The organism is Ruegeria sp. D6 (genome assembly GCF_056534365.1).
Genome location: NZ_JBQFPH010000006.1, coordinates 86,126 through 103,127, shown reverse-complemented (window position 1 = coordinate 103,127; position 17,002 = coordinate 86,126). Strand labels below are relative to the sequence as shown.

Annotated in this window: 16 protein-coding genes, 1 tRNA gene, 1 pseudogene and 1 riboswitch; of the genes and pseudogenes, 6 read left to right on the top strand and 12 right to left on the bottom strand. The window is 56.5% G+C overall.

Annotated elements, in window-relative coordinates; translation table 11 throughout:
- Positions 1–18: 18 nt before the first annotated feature.
- The 5 genes from ACR0A1_RS18350 to ACR0A1_RS18330 are packed head-to-tail and all read right to left on the bottom strand — an operon-like array spanning position 19 to position 4,509.
- On the bottom strand, positions 19–1,308 hold the full coding sequence (locus ACR0A1_RS18350) for a TRAP transporter large permease (protein WP_170398321.1): 1,290 nt from the start codon (positions 1,306–1,308) through the stop codon (positions 19–21).
- Entirely contained in the window at positions 1,309–1,896 is a 588-nt protein-coding gene (locus tag ACR0A1_RS18345) for a TRAP transporter small permease (RefSeq protein ID WP_170398319.1), read from the bottom strand.
- A 53-nt stretch (positions 1,897–1,949) separates the two neighbouring features.
- Positions 1,950–2,465 carry a flavin reductase family protein gene (locus tag ACR0A1_RS18340; protein ID WP_170408253.1) on the bottom strand — a complete coding sequence of 172 codons (516 nt, stop codon included), beginning with the start codon at positions 2,463–2,465 and terminating at the stop codon, positions 1,950–1,952.
- Positions 2,465–3,355: an aldo/keto reductase gene (locus tag ACR0A1_RS18335; RefSeq protein WP_480868703.1), complete on the bottom strand. Its 891-nt coding sequence runs from the start codon at positions 3,353–3,355 to the stop codon at positions 2,465–2,467. The genes ACR0A1_RS18340 and ACR0A1_RS18335 overlap by 1 nt, the downstream gene beginning before the upstream one ends.
- Positions 3,355–4,509, bottom strand: a complete 1,155-nt coding sequence (locus tag ACR0A1_RS18330; RefSeq protein ID WP_480761925.1) for an LLM class flavin-dependent oxidoreductase — start codon at positions 4,507–4,509, stop codon at positions 3,355–3,357. Before ACR0A1_RS18330 ends, ACR0A1_RS18335 begins: the two co-directional genes overlap by 1 nt.
- Positions 4,510–4,614: 105 nt before the next feature.
- On the opposite strand from ACR0A1_RS18330, the gene ACR0A1_RS18325 reads away from it, so the two are divergent.
- Positions 4,615–5,325: a GntR family transcriptional regulator gene (locus ACR0A1_RS18325; protein WP_170398311.1), complete on the top strand. Its 711-nt coding sequence runs from the start codon at positions 4,615–4,617 to the stop codon at positions 5,323–5,325.
- Positions 5,326–5,337: 12 nt separating this feature from the next.
- Positions 5,338–6,438: a Gfo/Idh/MocA family protein gene (locus tag ACR0A1_RS18320; protein ID WP_480868701.1), complete on the top strand. Its 1,101-nt coding sequence runs from the start codon at positions 5,338–5,340 to the stop codon at positions 6,436–6,438.
- A gap of 9 nt (positions 6,439–6,447) precedes the next feature.
- Here ACR0A1_RS18320 and ACR0A1_RS18315 read toward each other — a convergent pair whose 3' ends face one another.
- The 3 genes and pseudogenes from ACR0A1_RS18315 to ACR0A1_RS18305 form a co-directional block, all read right to left on the bottom strand.
- A complete protein-coding gene (locus ACR0A1_RS18315; RefSeq protein WP_170398548.1) occupies positions 6,448–8,304 on the bottom strand; it encodes an SLC13 family permease in 1,857 nt (618 codons plus the stop codon).
- 131 nt (positions 8,305–8,435) lie between these two features.
- Positions 8,436–8,903: pseudogene (locus tag ACR0A1_RS18310) on the bottom strand (cephalosporin hydroxylase family protein); the annotation flags it as partial.
- A gap of 460 nt (positions 8,904–9,363) precedes the next feature.
- Positions 9,364–9,439, bottom strand: a tRNA-Lys gene (locus ACR0A1_RS18305).
- A 209-nt stretch (positions 9,440–9,648) separates the two neighbouring features.
- On the opposite strand from ACR0A1_RS18305, the gene dapF reads away from it, so the two are divergent.
- Together dapF and mtaB are read left to right on the top strand one after the other, a co-directional pair.
- Positions 9,649–10,491 carry a diaminopimelate epimerase gene (dapF, locus tag ACR0A1_RS18300; RefSeq protein WP_480868700.1) on the top strand — a complete coding sequence of 281 codons (843 nt, stop codon included), beginning with the start codon at positions 9,649–9,651 and terminating at the stop codon, positions 10,489–10,491.
- A complete protein-coding gene (mtaB, locus tag ACR0A1_RS18295) occupies positions 10,488–11,744 on the top strand; it encodes a tRNA (N(6)-L-threonylcarbamoyladenosine(37)-C(2))-methylthiotransferase MtaB (RefSeq protein ID WP_480868698.1) in 1,257 nt (418 codons plus the stop codon). Before dapF ends, mtaB begins: the two co-directional genes overlap by 4 nt.
- A gap of 144 nt (positions 11,745–11,888) precedes the next feature.
- Here the strand turns inward: mtaB and ACR0A1_RS18290 are convergent, their stop codons facing one another.
- From ACR0A1_RS18290 to petA, 3 genes are read right to left on the bottom strand one after another with little or no spacing between them, the layout of a single operon-like run.
- The gene (locus ACR0A1_RS18290) at positions 11,889–12,674 is read right to left on the bottom strand and encodes a cytochrome c1 (RefSeq protein WP_480868696.1); all 786 of its coding nucleotides are present in this window, start codon (positions 12,672–12,674) and stop codon (positions 11,889–11,891) included.
- A 17-nt stretch (positions 12,675–12,691) separates the two neighbouring features.
- A complete protein-coding gene (gene petB / locus ACR0A1_RS18285; protein ID WP_170398296.1) occupies positions 12,692–14,023 on the bottom strand; it encodes a cytochrome b in 1,332 nt (443 codons plus the stop codon).
- Between the two features lie 14 nt (positions 14,024–14,037).
- The gene (gene petA, locus ACR0A1_RS18280; protein WP_170398293.1) at positions 14,038–14,622 is read right to left on the bottom strand and encodes a ubiquinol-cytochrome c reductase iron-sulfur subunit; all 585 of its coding nucleotides are present in this window, start codon (positions 14,620–14,622) and stop codon (positions 14,038–14,040) included.
- Between the two features lie 485 nt (positions 14,623–15,107).
- On the opposite strand from petA, the gene ACR0A1_RS18275 reads away from it, so the two are divergent.
- Positions 15,108–15,554, top strand: coding sequence for a c-type cytochrome (locus ACR0A1_RS18275; protein WP_170425585.1), 447 nt, complete (start codon positions 15,108–15,110; stop codon positions 15,552–15,554).
- Between the two features lie 22 nt (positions 15,555–15,576).
- Here ACR0A1_RS18275 and ACR0A1_RS18270 read toward each other — a convergent pair whose 3' ends face one another.
- Entirely contained in the window at positions 15,577–16,191 is a 615-nt protein-coding gene (locus ACR0A1_RS18270; protein ID WP_170425582.1) for an FMN-binding negative transcriptional regulator, read from the bottom strand.
- A 55-nt stretch (positions 16,192–16,246) separates the two neighbouring features.
- Positions 16,247–16,393, top strand: a riboswitch (FMN riboswitch).
- 72 nt (positions 16,394–16,465) lie between these two features.
- Between ACR0A1_RS18270 and ACR0A1_RS18265 the strand changes: the two genes are divergently transcribed.
- On the top strand, positions 16,466–16,906 hold the full coding sequence (locus ACR0A1_RS18265) for a 6,7-dimethyl-8-ribityllumazine synthase (protein ID WP_170613155.1): 441 nt from the start codon (positions 16,466–16,468) through the stop codon (positions 16,904–16,906).
- Positions 16,907–17,002: the final 96 nt, after the last annotated feature.

The following is a 17,002-nucleotide window of genomic DNA, read 5'->3' as shown; positions in this document are numbered from 1 at the left end:
CTCCCTGTGATACTCAGTTCAGTTTGCAAATCCCGTTATCCTCGGGATCGTCATGGATAGTGCGGGGATGTATGTGATCAAGAAGATCACGATGATTTCGACCGCCAGAAACGGCAGGATTGCCTTGGCGATGGTTTCAACCCGTTCCCGAGACACGGCGGCGGCTACGAACAGCACCAGCCCCATGGGCGGGGTGGCCAGACCGACAGTCAGGTTGACGCTCATGATAATGGCAAAATGGATCGGGTCTACACCGAGGCTGGTGAAGATCGGACCGAGGATCGGGCCAAGGATGATAATAGCGGGGCCTGCATCCAGGAACATTCCGACGATGAACAGCAGCAGGTTGATCAGGAACAGCAGGATCAGCGGGTTTTCCGACAGGCTGAGGATTAGCGAGGCCAGCTGCTCCGGCGCATGGCTGAGGCTGACCACCGTCTTGAAAGCCATTGCCGCCCCGACCAACAACAGGACGACAGCGGAGGTCATACCTGCATTACTGAGCACCTCGGGGACTTCTTTCCACGTCAATGTGCGCAGGACGAAGAAACCGATGATAAAGGCATACCCTACGGCGACAGCGGCCGCTTCGGTCGGGGTAAAGATGCCACCCAGTATTCCGCCCAAGATGATCACAGGGGTCATCAGTGGGAAGAACGCTTTTAGGCTGGCCTGACGGCGTTCTGGCCAAGTATATTTACGGCTGGCGACCGGGAAGTCGTATCGATCCGCCATAAGCTTGATCATGAGCATCAAACCGACACCGACCATGACCCCAGGCACGATGCCAGCGAGAAAGAGTGCAGCCACACTTTCACCCATGACATAGGCATAGATGATCATGATGCCCGAGGGCGGGATGATCGGCCCGATCACCGAACTGGCTGCCGTGATCGCTGCGGCAAATTTGCGGGTATAGCCTTGCTTCTCCATCGCCGGGATCAGCATCGACCCAAGCGCCGAAGTATCAGCGACAGCGGACCCTGAAAGGCCCGCGAACAGGATCGAGCTGAGGACGTTCACATGCGCAAGGCCGCCCCGCAGGTGGCCCATCAGGGCCTGGCTGAACTCCACAAGTCGGATGGTGATGCCGCCCCGGTTCATCAGTTCTCCGGCCAGCATGAAGAAAGGGATCGCCATCAGCGGGAAGCTATCCATACCGTTATAGACATTGCGATAGAGCAGCGTAATGTCGTTGGTCTGACCGCTGAGCCATAGCAGAATGCCGGGCGCTGCCAGCAGTGCGAAAAAGACCGGCAGGCCGATCAGCAGGAAAATCAGGAAGGTGGGCAGGAACCAAATCAGCATTTATTCAGCCCCCACCGCAGCTTCGGGAATTTCAGGCAAAAGATGTGCTCCGCCCAACATGGTTACTATCGACCGCAAGATCAGTTCGATATTGACCGAGATCAGCAAGATGATCCCAACCAGCAGCGAGGCCATCATCCAACTGCGCGGAATACGGTACCATTCATCGAACCCGAAAGAGGTAGGCAGGTACAACGCCGCAGTGGCGAACCGGCCACCAAAGCCCGTAACCTCAGACCAGCCGATATTGACCGCAACAAGCAGCACGGCCAGCGAGATCAGCAGTAGGAACAAATTGAGCGATTGACCAAGCACGCGCGGCAGGAAACGTGCAAGCATATCGATAGCGACGAACCCTCCGCGACGGAAAGCTGTGGGGGCCATCAGGCCCGTCATCCAGAGCATGCAGAACCGGGCAGCCTCATCCGGCCATGGCAGGGCGTTGCCCAAGACATATCGGAAGAACACCTGAATCAGGATCGCGATAACCATAACTGCAATCGCAACAACACCGACCGCGCGGCCCAGACGCAGCACGGTTTCGTTCACGAATGCAATCGGCGTCAACGCCGATGCCAGTCCGCCCATGCGGATCCTCCCACTGTCAGCTGCGGGTTTGACCCGCAGTCTTCATATCGCGCTTAGCTCTGCGCGAATTGGCCGAGTTTTCCGGCAAAGAACGTCAGCGCGTCTCCATCCGCCATGCTGACTTTCAGAACTTTGCCCACCACGATCACATGATCGCCTGCATCGTGATAAGCATGCTGCTCGCATTCGAACCGGGCAAGACTACCCGGCAACAACGGGGTGCCGTTTTCACAACGGTCATGTTCGATATCACGCAGCGCATGGGCGTCTTTTGAACAGCCAAAGCACAGCTCGGCCTGTTCAGCAGACAGAACATGCACACTGAAATGACGCGCCGCGTGAAAATAACGAAACCGGCGCGAATTGCGGTCGCCCGCCCACATCACCAGCGGCGGATCCAGCGACAGGGACGAAAAGCTGTTGGCGGTAATGCAGATTGGCCCATCCTCACTGTCGCAGGTCACGACAGTAACTCCGGTGGCAAAACGGCCAAAAGCATCGCGCAGGGTTCGCGTGTCGTCCTTATGCGGGACGAATGTATGGTTCATATCGCGCGAGATTGCGTTCATCATGGCACCTCATGTCCCAGCGCCGCCTCATACAGGCGGTACCAGCTTTCACGATCCAGCTTGACCTTCAACGCATCCGAGGCGCGTTTGATACGGCCCAGATTATTTGTGCCCAGAACAGGCAGTATGCTTGCTGGATGCGCGAGCAGGAAGGCAACGGCCACAGCGGCGCGATCCACCCCGAATTCTGCGGCGATCTCATCCGCTACAACGCCGACCGGTGGATTCCCGGCCATCAAAAGGCCTCCACCCAGTGGAGACCACGCCATAAGCGAGTGACCATGCTGTTGATGGAACGCCAGATCACCGTTGGTGAACGGGCTGATCTCGCCCAGAGATATCTCGATTTGATTGGTGACCAACTGGGTTTTCATCGCCGACTGCAGCAAAGACCAGTCCCAAGGGCGGAAGTTGGACACACCAACCGCGCCGACCTTGCCACTGGCAACCACCTCATCCAGCGCCTCACCGGTTTCATGGTGATCCATCATTGGATCCGGGCGGTGGATCAGAAGCAAGTCGATGTGGTCGATCGCCATTTCCGACAGAGATGTATCGACCGATTTCAGAATATGCGCACGCGACGTGTCGTAATATTTGACCTTGGCCTCGGCATAACGCCCCATCGGCGCGACGATGTCACATTTGGTGACGATCTCCATTTTCTGGCGCAGGCTGGGATTGGTGCGCAAGGCATTGCCCAGAACGGCTTCGGCCGCGTATCCGCCATAAATGTCGGCCTGATCGAAGGTGGTGATGCCCTGATCCAGACAGGCCTGAATCTTGGCCTCAACATGCGCAGTCGAGGTGTCACTGTCATCACCCAAGCGCCACATGCCATAGACAAGACGGCTCATTTCCAGCGTGTCAGATAGTTTCACACGTTGCATCAGCGACGAACTCCGTTGCCCAGCGGGGTTGCCGGGGTGGTTGCTGGCACGCGCCCGTAGGCTTCGGGAAGCGAGCAGGTTTTCAGGTTGGGCATCACACGGGCGCCAAAATGCTTGGCCTCGTCCATGTGCGGGTAGCCCGAGAAGATGAAAGCGCGAATGCCCATCTTCTGATACTCTTCGATCTTAGACATAACTTGATCGGTCGAACCGACCAGCGCAGCGCCACAGCCCGAACGTGCACGTCCGACGCCGGTCCAAAGGCCGGGTTCGACATAGCCATACTCATCCGCCAGATCGCGGTTCTTGGATTGATGCGCCACGCCCAAGGATGTCGCGTCCAGTGCCCGCTCGCGGATCGCACGACCATATTCGTCATCCAGTTTCGAGACGATGTAGTCGGCGTACTCCTGTGCCTCAGCCTCGGTATCGCGAACAATCATGTGGACGCGCAGACCGTAGTCCAGAGTACGATTGTAATTCTCGGCAACCGCATGAACGGCTTTCATCCGCTCGGCCAACTGATCCTTTGTTTCCGGCCACATCAGGTAGACATCGCAATGCTCGCCGCACAGGTCCAAAGCAGACGGCGAGTAGCCGCCGAAATACAGCAGTGGGCCACCGGTCTGGTAAGGCCGAGCCGGGTCGGTGGTCAGGCCTGAAAAGTTATAGACCTCGCCCGCATGGTTGATTTCGTCCTGCGTCCAGGCCTGTTTCAGGATCTCGACCACTTCGCGCGAACGCTGATAGCGGTACGCACTGTCGGCTTTCTCGCCCGGGAAATCGGACGAGATGATGTTGACTGTCAACCGCCCCTTAAGCATGTGGTCCAGCGTCGCGATGGTACGGGCCAGCATGATGGGCTGCATCTCGCCACAGCGCACGGCGGCCAGCAGGTTGATGTTTTCGGTAATCGGCGCGCAACCTGCAACAAAGCTCAGGGTGTCCTGTCCGACCTGATAAGACGATGGGCACAGGATATTGCGAAAGCCTTGCGCCTCGGCCTCTTTCACGATGCCTGAACAATGCTCCCAGCTGGATCGCAGTTCACCATCGGGCACACCCAGAAACTGGTAGTCATCCGAGCAAAGCGCTGCAAACCACGAAACCTCGGCCGCATCCAGGTCGGGGGATGTGATGGGGACGATGGTCATTTGATTCACGCTCCGTACATCTTTGACTTTCCTCTTGCGTAGCAAGCGCATTGATGTAGATCAATAGTGTATCAATTTTTCCTGCGACCGAGTGAAGCGCCCTCAATGTCCGCCAACAGCCGCAATCCAAATGCCCTGCCGATCTATGTCCAGATCTCAGAGCTTCTGATCCGCGATATTGCTGCGGGCCGTCTGATTGATGGTGAGCGCCTTCCACCTGAACGGGACATGGCTTCGAACCTAAATGTCTCGGTCGGGACCTTGCGAAAATCGCTCGCCGAGCTTGAGAAAAAAGGCATGTTGGAGCGTATTCAGGGCTCGGGCAACTACATCCGCGAGACCGGAACGCAGAACAGCGTCTATGCCATGTTCCGGCTGGAACTGCCCGAGGGCGGCGGGTTACCGCGTGCCGATATTCTGTCAGTTGATCATCTTAAGAAGCCTGCGAAACTGCCGAAGTTCGGCCTGTCTGATAGCGGTTCGCGTGTACGCCGGATGCGTTATCTGAATGACACAATCATCGCGGTCGAAGAAATCTGGCTGGACGAATCAGCCGGGACCATCGACCAGAACCTGCTGTCCGACTCGCTTTATCGCTATTACCAGCAACAACTTGGCTTCTGGATCACACGGGCAGAGGATCGCGTTTCTGTCAGTGCCTTGCCCGACTGGACACCTGAAGGCTTCACCAAACCTGCGGGCCAAGCCGCAGGGTATATCGAACGGTTCAGTTGGTCTGAGAAAGCTGAACCTATCGAGTTTTCAAAAACATGGTTTGATCCAGATCGAGCCACATACGTTCAACGCCTGAAATAAAAGGAACTGCGCATGACCCGGACCACCAATTACGGGCTGATCGGATGCGGCATGATGGGGCAGGAACACCTGCACAACATTGCTCTGCTTGCGGGCACACGAGTCGCCGCAATCTTCGAACCCGACCCGGAGATGGCGCATAAGGCGCAGGCGATTGCACCCGACGCGCAGATGGTGTCTTCCCTTCAGGACCTTCTGACGGTCAATGATCTGGACTGTCTGGTCATCGCCAGCCCCAACCACCTGCATGTTGATCAACTGGCCGAGATTGCGGAAACCCGCCCACTGCCACTGTTGATCGAGAAACCGTTGTTCACTGATCCCGCCGATCTTGCACGGCTTGAAGAGTTAGAGCGCAATTTTCCGCACCCGATCTGGGTCGCGATGGAATATCGCTATATGCCCCCGATCACGGCGCTGATCGATGAAGCAGCGACCGCAGGTGGTGAGATCAAGATGCTCACGATCCGCGAACACCGCTTTCCGTTTCTCGAAAAGGTCGGCAATTGGAACCGGTTCAACCGTAACACTGGCGGTACATTCGTCGAAAAATGTTGCCACTTCTTCGACCTCATGCGCCTGATCCTGCAATCAGACCCGGTTCGCGTTTCCGCAAGCGGTGGCCAAGCCGTCAATCATTTGGACGAAGTTTATGACGGCGATACTCCAGATATTCTGGACCACGGCTATGTCATTGTCGATTTTGCTTCGGGCGCGCGCGCGCTGCTCGAGCTTTGCATGTTTGCCGAGGGTTCGCGGTATCAAGAAGAAATCTCGGCCATTGGGCGCGATACCAAAATCGAAGCGCTTGTGCCCGGCCCGGGCCGCTTCTGGCCCGAACATCTGGGCGACGCGCCTGTACCACAGCTGATCATCAGCCCTCGTGCACCGAAAGGCCCAATCCAGCGCGACATCCCCGTTGATCCCGAGTTGCTGGCGGCTGGCGACCACAATGGCTCGACTTATTACCAGCACAAAGGCTTTCTGGAGCTGGTCAGGGGCGAGCGCGCCAAACCCGAGGTCTCACTGCGTGATGGGATCTGGGCTGTGCGTATCGGCCTTGCCGCACAACAGGCGTCAGAGCAGGGCCAAACGATCAGCCTAGCTGGGTAATTAACAGGGTCAGAAAATCACATTCAGCATCAACAGTGAGACGATCAAGAAGATGATCGTCATGATCCCGCCCGAACGGACGAAATCGGTCACTTTGTACCCAGCTGGCCCCATGATCAGCGCATTTACCTGATGGGTCGGGATAATGAAACTGTTCGAGGTCGAAATCGCGACGGTTAATGCAAAGACCGCCGGGTTGGCACCCGCCGCAACCGCAATTGAAACCGCAAGGGGCACCAACAGAACCGTCGCGCCGACGTTTGACATGACCAGAGAAAATGCCGTCGCCAGAATGGCGACGCCCGCCTGTAGCGCCCAATTCGGCCATCCATCCAAGATGATCATGATCTGTTGCGCAATCCATGCCGCAGTCCCGGTATTCTGCACCGCCTGACCCAACGGGATCAGACACGCCAGCAGAAAGACCGTGTTCCATCCAACTGCTCGATACGCCTCGTCAACACTGAGCACCCGGGTCAACATCATTCCTGCGGCTCCGGTCAGCAAGCAGAGCGACAACCGCACATCCGTGAACAGGATCAGCGACAATGAGATCAAGAAGAACAAGAGCGCCCAGCCTACTTTCTGCGGGCGCAATTCATCCTGCGGGAAGTCCGAGGTGACCACAACAAAATCCGGATCACGCTTTATCCGCATCAGGTTGTCCCAGCGGGTATGAGCAACCAACATGTCGCCAGCCTTGAACTTCTCAAGCCCGATCTGGGTGGATTCATGCGTCTCAGTCTCGACATGACTCAGCGTCTCTTCACCCCTGTGGATGGCGAGCAAAGACATTCCGTAGGTTTTGCGGAATAGCAATTCGCGAGGGCATTTGCCGATCAGTTTGCTGTCAGGCGTCACGACCACCTCTGCGACCCCAGCATTCGTGGGTGCGAACTCTTCGACAAACACATCCAGATCAGGCAGCACCGTCAGCCCGTACTTTTCGGCAAACTCTTCGACAACCCAGCGCCGACCCACAATCGCTAATCGACAGGGTGCGGCAATCTCGGCTGTTAACACCTGAACCATCGAGGTCTTGCCACGATAAAAGGTCGAGATGATATAGAGGTGATTTTCAAAGTTGATATCTGCCAGAATCTGCCCAACCAGCGGGCTGTCGGCCGGAACCACAACCTCGAACACATCGGCCTTCAGCCCGTAGACCCGCTGAAGATATTCCTGAGTCCCGCGCCCGGTACCCGTACTCTCCGACCCTGAATCGCCCGGCAGCACCCAACGTCCCAGCAGCAGGAAATATGCGATCCCCGTCAGGATCAGCACCGCACCGATGGGGGTAACGGAAAACAAACCAAAGGGTTCCATCTTCTGGGCTTCGGGCAGCCCTTCGTTTGCAGTTTGGATCAGGTCATTCAACAGAATAAGCGGCGAGGACCCGACCATTGTCATTGTCCCCCCCAGAATGGCACAAAACCCCATGGGCATAAGCAAACGTGACAACGGAATACCCGATCGCGATGAGATACGGCTAACCACCGGTAGGAACAACGCCGCCGCCCCGACATTTTGCATGAATGATGAGATAACACCGACTGTGCCCGAAACGATCGGCAGCACTCGGTTTTCAGACTTACCACCATATTTCAAAATGACGGACGCGACCTTGTTCATCAGCCCCGTTTTATCCAAACCCGCCCCTACGATCATGACCGCAATGATCGAAATCACGGCATTGGACGCAAACCCGTCAAACAGATGAGGAACATTTGCCAGATTTTCGAGACCCGGTGCATAACTCAACAGACCCACAATGACCAACACCAGGATGGCCGAAAGATCGATCCTGACAATCTCGGACACAAACAAGAACACCGTGAAGGCCAAAAGCGCCGAGACCACACCCATTTCGTATGTAAACGCCAATTGCTCCACTGGGATCACCTGGTTCCAAAAGCAAATCTAATAGGCATTTCTAGGCAATCAGCGCGGGCCTGTCATGGACTTTGTCTGTTTGGTCGAAATCCACCGTGACAAAACTACCGGCGTCGTAAGAAGCCGTCCGGTGCCACCGAAATTTGCAGCTTGTGATCGATACTCTTGTCGATCTCGAAATCAGGATTGACTTTCAACCAATCATGAACTGCAGTCTTTGGGTTGTCTCCAGGTCCCCATGGACGATCAGTGAACATAGTGGGAGGCATATCCTCAACGATTGTATCTAACACAATGCAATAGCTACCCGAAGAAACAAGCGGGGCATACGCATTTAACTCGGCAAGCACATGATCGTGTGTATGATTGCTGTCGAGACAAACAAGTACCTTTTGGTAATCTTCAGCAGCAGTTCGAACCTGGTCCACAATGTCTTCGTCGATAGATGAGCCTTGAATCATCTCGATTCTGGAGGCCATCGGATGCTCTTCTATGGCTGCACGATTGTGGGCGCGAATATCAATGTCAATGCCAAGCACTTTGCGTTTGGGACTGGCGGGGTCAAGCGTCGTGCTCGCATAAGCGGCGTGAACATGTCATGGACTTGGACCACACCCCGCCGCGTGTGGTCAGGAAGACAGGCTGGAACCACTGCCTGAACTGTACGAAACCGTTATGGAGCTTGGTTGCAATAGGGATTCGCATCCGCGATAACTGCAAGACGCCGACCCGATTGCAAAGTCATTCACGATAGCCGTTGCCGCAGGAGATGGCAGAGTAACGGCAAGCTGTTTCGCCAGCCGCGCAAGGCATTGGAGACCGTCCCTCGTAAATCCAACAGAGCAAACCTCGGCAGTGTCTCCTTGCTGCCTGCATCGGTGAAGCGCCTCGGGGGCATGAGTTCCGGGGCGCTTTTGCTGAGCGAGTCACCACAGCAAGCCGCATTGCTTGTATTGTACTGGTTTGGGCAAACACACCACCCCGCAGGGCGGGCACCACCTACTCTAAGCTTTTGTATTTGCTTGGCTTAAGTGGTGAGCCGTGCAGGATTCGAACCTGCGACCCACTGATTAAAAGTCAGTTGCTCTACCAACTGAGCTAACGGCCCACTCTTTTTAGGATCTCTTCGATCCGCAGCACTCTGTAAGGTAAATACCCGACCGGGTTCAAGACCTTATTTCGCACTTCAGTTCACCGACATTCGTATTAGTTCAGCGCCCCGATAGGCGGCCTAATTAGGCAGGTGGAACTGGGGGGTCAACCCCTTTTTTCAGGAATCTTTGCGACAGGGTGGATTCACATCCGGACCGGGGTTATATGCCCGCCATGCAACAGATACTCGACACCGGTTTGGCCTTTATGAAGATGCACGGGTTGGGCAACGACTTTGTCGTTGTCGATGCGCGCGCGCATGCCGTGCCGGTCACCCCGGCCCTTGCCACGGGAATCGGGCACCGGCAGTTCGGCGTGGGGTTCGATCAGTTGGCGGTTATCGAACGCGGTGAAGCGGATGCGCATCTGGTGTTTTACAATGCCGACGGGTCGACTTCGGCTGCGTGTGGCAACGCCACGCGCTGTATCGCCCGGTTTTTGATGAACGAAACAGGCAAATCCGAGCTCACGCTCACAACTGAACGCGGCACACTGCAGGCCCGCGACGCTGGCGATGGACTGACGTCGGTGAATATGGGGCACCCCCAGCTTCTTTGGAACGAGATCCCCCTGGCGGAGGAGATGGACACGCTTGAACTGCCGATCGAAGGTGGCCCAACGGCGACCGGCATGGGCAACCCGCACTGCACTTTCTTTGTCGACAACGCCGAAGCCATCCCGTTGGAAGAGTTCGGCGCGCGTTACGAATACCATCCTCTCTATCCCGAACGCACCAATGTTCAGGTCGCACAGATAGTCGCACCCGACCACATCCGCATGCGGGTGTGGGAGCGGGGTGTGGGGATCACTCTGGCCTCGGGGTCATCGTCTTGTGCCACGGCCGTCGCTGCAGCACGCAGAGGACTCACTGGGCGCAAAGTACAAGTTGACCTGGATGGCGGCACAATCTGGATCGACTGGCGCGAGGATGGGGTCTGGATGACGGGTTCCACAGCCCATGTGTTTTCGGGTACGCTGACGCCTGAATACCTGAGGTCACTGGAATGAACCCGCCCAAGTTCAGCACTTTGGGCTGCCGCCTGAACGCCTATGAAACCGAGGCAATGAAAGAGCTGTCGCAGCATGCGGGGCTAACGGATGCTGTGATCGTGAACACTTGCGCGGTTACGGCCGAGGCAGTCCGCAAGGCGCGGCAGGAGATTCGCAAGCTGCGCCGCGAAAACCCCTCGGCACGTCTGATCGTCACCGGGTGCGCGGCGCAAACCGAGCCGCAGACCTTTGCTGCCATGGACGAAGTAGACGCAGTCATCGGCAACACCGAAAAGATGAAACCGGATACCTGGAAAGGCATGGCCGCCGATTTCATCGGTCAGACCGAGGCGGTTCAGGTCGACGACATCATGTCTGTCACGGAAACCGCCGGGCATCTGATTGATGGCTTCGGAACCCGCTCACGCGCCTATGTACAGGTTCAGAATGGCTGCGATCATCGCTGCACCTTCTGTATTATCCCTTACGGCCGGGGCAATTCTCGCAGCGTCCCTGCGGGCGTAGTGGTGGATCAGATCAAACGATTGGTCGATAGGGGCTACAACGAAGTTGTCCTGACCGGGGTCGATCTGACCTCATGGGGCGCGGATCTGCCCGCTCAGCCGAAACTGGGCGATCTCGTGATGCGCATCCTCAAACTGGTGCCAGACCTGTCGCGCCTGCGCATCAGCTCAATCGACTCGATCGAAGTCGACGAGAACCTGATGCATGCCATCGCGACCGAGCCGCGCCTGATGCCCCATTTACATCTGTCCTTGCAGCATGGCGACGATCTGATCCTGAAGCGCATGAAACGCCGCCACCTGCGCGAAGATGCGATTCGTTTCACTGAAGACGCCATCAAACTACGACCCGACATGACTTTTGGCGCGGACATCATCGCTGGCTTCCCGACCGAGTCCGAGGCTCATTTCGAGAATTCCCTCAAGCTCGTCACCGAGTGCAACCTGACCTGGCTGCATGTATTCCCCTATTCCAAACGCGAAGGCACTCCGGCAGCCCGCATACCGCAACAGATCAACGGCAATGTCATCAAAGAACGCGCCGCGCGCCTGCGTGCAGCCGGCGATGCACAGGTCATCAAGCATCTGACGGCACAGATCGGCAAAACCCACAATATCCTGATGGAAAATCCCACAATGGGCCGCACCGAACAATTCACCGAAGTAACCTTCGGCAACGCCCAACCCGAAGGAGAGATCGTAATCGCGACGATCCGGGGGCTCAGCAAAGCTCAATTACAAGTGTGATCCGTTCTTCATCTGGCCCAAAATACCTCGGGGATGAATTGGCCGCAGGCCAAGAAGGGGCTGGCCCCTTCCACACCATCGCAACAAAAAAAACCCCCGTCACCGTGATGGCGCGGGGGTTTAGTTTTTAGTTATACGTCGACCTTAGTCCAGACGTTTGCCCTTTATCGGTGCCCACAGGCGCTTGTTCACAAGGTACAGCAGAACAGACAGAACTGTCAGGAACAGAACACCGACGAAACCGGCATTTTTGCGCTCCATCATTTTCGGCTCGGCGCTCCACATCAAGAAGGCTGCTATGTCTTCGGACATTGCCTCAACGGTTGCAGGATGTCCGTCGGCAAATTCAACCTGATCTTCTGCCAGCGGCGGAGCCATGGAAATCCAACCACCGGGGAAGGCCTTGTTCTCATAGAGAACAGTACCGGCTTCTTCCTTTTCTTCACCGGTATAACCATCCAGAAGCGAGGCAATATATTCCGCGCCCCCCATGCCTTTGACCAGCTGGTTGATGCCCAGACCGTAAGGACCATGGAAACCGGCACGGGCCTTCGCCATCAGGCTCAGGTCAGGCGCGCCGACACCGTTGTTGGCCGGGAAGTGGTCGGTCGGGATTGCCGGGCGGAAATCGTCCAGCTCGGGATCGAACACCTCGAAGTTGTCGGCCGCGTAGGTGATGACTTGCTCTTCCGAATACCCCAAATCTTCAAGGGTCCGAAGAGGTACATATTGCAGACCATGGCAGGCTGCGCAGACCTCGGTATAGATCTGTAGGCCGCGCTGAAGCTGGTTTTGATCCCAGGTTCCAAACGGTCCCTCGAACGAGAAGTCGAAATCTTCGATGTGCTGCTCACCGCCACCTGCCGCAAAAGTCGAGGCGGGCGCAAGGGCCAAAGCGAACGTGGCACCGATTGCAAGTTTCTTGAACATGTTTCCGGTCCCTCTTCTTACTCGGCCGGCGTGGCGTCGGCGTTTGCCTTGCCATAATGCGCGTTGAAGTCTTCTTCGATGGTTTCCGGCTGCGCCTCGGGTTTTTCGATGACACCCAGGATCGGCAGGATCACGAAGAAATAGGCGAACCAGTAAGCCGAAGCGATCAGCGAGAAGGTCGCATAGGGCTCTTCCGCGGGCATCGCACCCAGCCACATCAAAGCAAAGAAGTCGATGATCAAAAGGTAGAACCACCATTTGAACATCGGACGATACTTGCCCGAACGCACGGTCGAGGTGTCCAGCCAAGGGGCTAGGGCCATGGCCAGGATCGCACCAAACATCGCAATCACACCAAAGAACTTGGCGTCGATGATGCCGCCGGTGATGAAGCTGGCGAACTGAACGACCCAGACTTCGCCAGTGAACGCACGCAGGATCGCGTAGAATGGCAGGAAGTACCATTCAGGGACGATGTGCGCAGGAGTAACCAGCGGGTTGGCTTCGATGTAGTTATCCGGGTGACCCAAGTAGTTCGGCATGTAGCCCACGATGGCCCAGAACACGACCAGAATGACCGCCAGAGCGAACAGGTCCTTGATCACGAAATAGGGCCAGAACGGCAGCGTGTCTTTCTCTGCCTCGGCTTTCGAGCCACGGCGAACCTCAACACCTGTCGGGTTGTTGTTGCCTGTGGTGTGGAAGGCCCAGATATGCACGATCACAAGCGCCGCGATAACAAACGGCAGAAGGTAGTGCAGCGAGAAAAAGCGGTTCAGAGTGGCGTTGTCCACCGCAGGTCCGCCCAGCAACCAGGTCTGGATCGCATCACCAACAAACGGGATCGCACCGAACAGGCCGGTGATCACGGTCGCACCCCAGAAGGACATCTGACCCCAGGGCAGAACGTAGCCCATGAACGCAGTGCCCATCATCATCAGGTAAATGAGCATCCCGATGATCCACGTAATCTCACGCGGGGCTTTGTACGAGCCGTAGAACAGGCCGCGGAAGATGTGGATGTAGACTGCTACAAAGAACAGCGATGCGCCGTTCATGTGCAGATAGCGCAGCATATAGCCGCCGTTCACGTTGCGCATGATGTGTTCGATGCTGGCAAAGGCCAGATCAACATGCGGGGTGTAGTGCATCACCAGAACGATACCGGTGACGATCTGCAACGCCAGGCAGAATGCCAGGACGATGCCCCAGATCCACCACCAGTTCAGGTTCTTGGGGGTTGGGATCATCAGGGTGTCGTAAAGCAGGCCGACGATGGGCAGACGGCTGTTCAGCCACTTCTCGCCATTTGTCTTCGGCTCGTAATGATCGTGGGGAATTCCGGACATAAGTTAGGTCTCCCTTAGCCGAGCTTGATGGTGGTGGCGTCCACCCATTCAACGGGCGGAATGGGCAGGTTTTCAGGCGCGGGGCCTTTGCGGATACGACCGGCAAGATCGTAGTGCGAGCCGTGGCAGGGGCAGAACCAACCGCCAAAGTCGCCAGCATCGCCAAGCGGCACACAACCCAGGTGTGTACAAACACCCATCTGAACGATCCACGCCCCTTCTCCTTCGCCTTCGGGCGAAGGCATGACGCGATTGGCATCGGTCGCTGGTGCGTCGGCGTTCAAGTTGAAGTTACGAGCCAGCGGGTCAGGCAGCGCGTCGACACCTTCAGCGTCCTGCTCCTGAGCTTCCTGAATCTCGGCACCTGTGCGGTGACGGATGAAAACAGGCTTACCCAACCACTTTGCAGTCAGCTGCGTACCCGGCTCTACCCCGCTCACATCCACACGGATCGAGGACAGCGCCTGAACGTCTGCCGATGGGTTCATTTGATTTACCAGGGGCCAAACGGCAGCCCCGGTGGCAACGACACCTGCGCCGCCAGCGACGTAGTAGAGGAAATCTCTGCGGGTGCCTTCGTGGTCTTCAGCTTGGGACACGAGGTTATCTCCGATTATCTGGCGCCCGCGAACGGGCATAAAGCTCGCGCACCGCACAAGTGCGGCGTCTTAAACGGGGTATCTATCGGGGAGAATAGAGTTCGTCCAGCGCTCTTAAACGCGCAATACGCCGCATCTAAGCATTCATGTCACGGTGAAAGGGCAAAATTTCAATCTCAAATGCAGATTTTAACCCTCAGAGCGGCGAATTTGCGCCAGGCAGATGGGACGTGATTCGGCATCGACCCGCGCTGGTAGATCCCCAAATTGAAATCTCCTCACCCTATGCGAACGCCGCCGATTTCACGTGCAGCTCTACCTTAAGAACACTGTATTCCTTCTATTTTAGCGCGATACGATTTCTCTTAAATTATTAATATAAAATAGATATTTCAAACACGTGATTATCTACCAGAATTCGATTGCACTCTAAACGGGAATGCGTGAAAGGCCACAGGCGCAATATTCCCAGCCGGAGATGTTCAATGCTCAAGATAGCAGCAACCGTAGTTTTTGTTTCGTTTCTGACTTCAGTACAGGCGATCGCAGCCGGCGATCCGGCGAAAGGCGAACAGCTCTATAACAGATGCTCTTCGTGCCATGCGATCATCAAAAATGGCGAGGTTCTGGTCAAAGGCGGCATCACCGGGCCGAATCTCTTTGGCGTAGTTGGCCGCACCGCCGGAACTGAAAACGATTATCTTTATGGAAGTGAACGTTTGCCCATCGGGATGTTCACCGACGACATGATCCGCGCCGGGCAAGAAGGGCTTGTGTGGACTGAAGAAAACATCGCCGCCTATTCTCGGGATCCGATCGGGTTCATCAAGGAATATCTGGATGATGACACCGCCCGCCCGAACATGAGCGTCAAGCTGAAAAAAGGCGCAGATGACATCGCTGCTTATCTCGCCACATTCAGCGCTCAATGAATGGAAGGCGAGAACGCGTGCCTCAGGCCTTGCGCATCAACGAGGCCAAGCGCGCCACCTCGCTGCCAAGTCCTGCTGAGTGCACGTGATCAGCCGCGCGATGTCGCGCCTCATCGGGCTTATTCTGATTCAGCTTCCAAGTGCCGTCGATATCCGAGATCATGAGTCGGCAGGGAACGATCATGCGCATCATTCTATCCAGCGCGTCTGGTGTCATCTTGGACGCCAACCATGGCGGCTTTGGCAGCAGGCGATTTTCAAAGTCTGCCGCCTGCCGGTCGAGCAGATTTCGCAGGTCGTCCGTTGGCCGCATCTCAAGCACACCAGTCAGATGCACCGCTACATAGTTCCAGGTCGGCACCTGATCATCGACTTCGTACCAGTCAGGCGAGATATACCCATCCGGCCCCAACACAGCGATCTTCGCAGGTTGCGGCTGTTTCAGCGCCCTAACAATCGGATTTGACCGGACCAGATGCAGGTCAGCCGATGAAGCATCCTCGTTCAGAAGAAAGGGAACGTGGCTTAACAACGGTGCATCCGATGTCGACACCGCCAGAACACCAAAGGCGCGGTCACGCGCAAACTCGATGTGACGCTCGCGCGTCTCGGCGCGAAAGGTGGGATTGGGATGCATATTCGTCCTCCTGCCAATTTCTCTTGCAGAAGCGATATCTCCTTGGCAAGGTCCCACTCGTTCTCAGGGCGGGGCGAAATTCCCCACCGGCGGTATGCGGGCATGACCCGTAAGCCCGCGAGCGGCCCCGGTCTCCGGGGTGTCAGCAGATCTGGTGAGAAGCCAGAGCCGACGGTTACAGTCCGGATGAAAGAGAACGTGCAGCACGCCGGTAATGCGGTGTGCCTGCTCGTGATCGCCTTGGGTGACGTGTCTGTTACGAAAGGAGATCATGATGACACACACCCGCTATGCTTTTGTCAAAGCCAACTGGCATTCAGATATCGTGGATCGCGCGCTGGATGGGTTTCTCGAACTAATTCCAGCCGATCAGGTTGATGTATTCGACGTTCCGGGCGCTTTCGAGATGCCCCTGCTGGCCCGTGACCTGGCGCAAACGGGGCGCTACGCCGCCGTAGCCTGCGCTGCCTTTGTAGTGGATGGCGGCATCTACCGGCATGACTTCGTCGCACAAGCGGTTGTCGATGGCTTGATGCGGGCCGGGCTCGATTCAGGTGTTCCGGTCCTGTCGGTCTCGCTGACACCGCATCAGTATCAGGAAACGGATCACCACAACGCCATCTATCGCGCGCATTTCATCGAGAAAGGGCGCGAGGCGGCACTTGCAGCGCTTAAGATCAACGCAACCCGCGCCGCGGTGGCTCAAGCCGCCTGATTTATTCCAATCGCGCCGCCCACAGGGCGGCGCTTGCTTCTCTGCAAATGCAAATCCGCTTGAGGACCAAGGCACTCCCCGCTAATCACGTCGCTC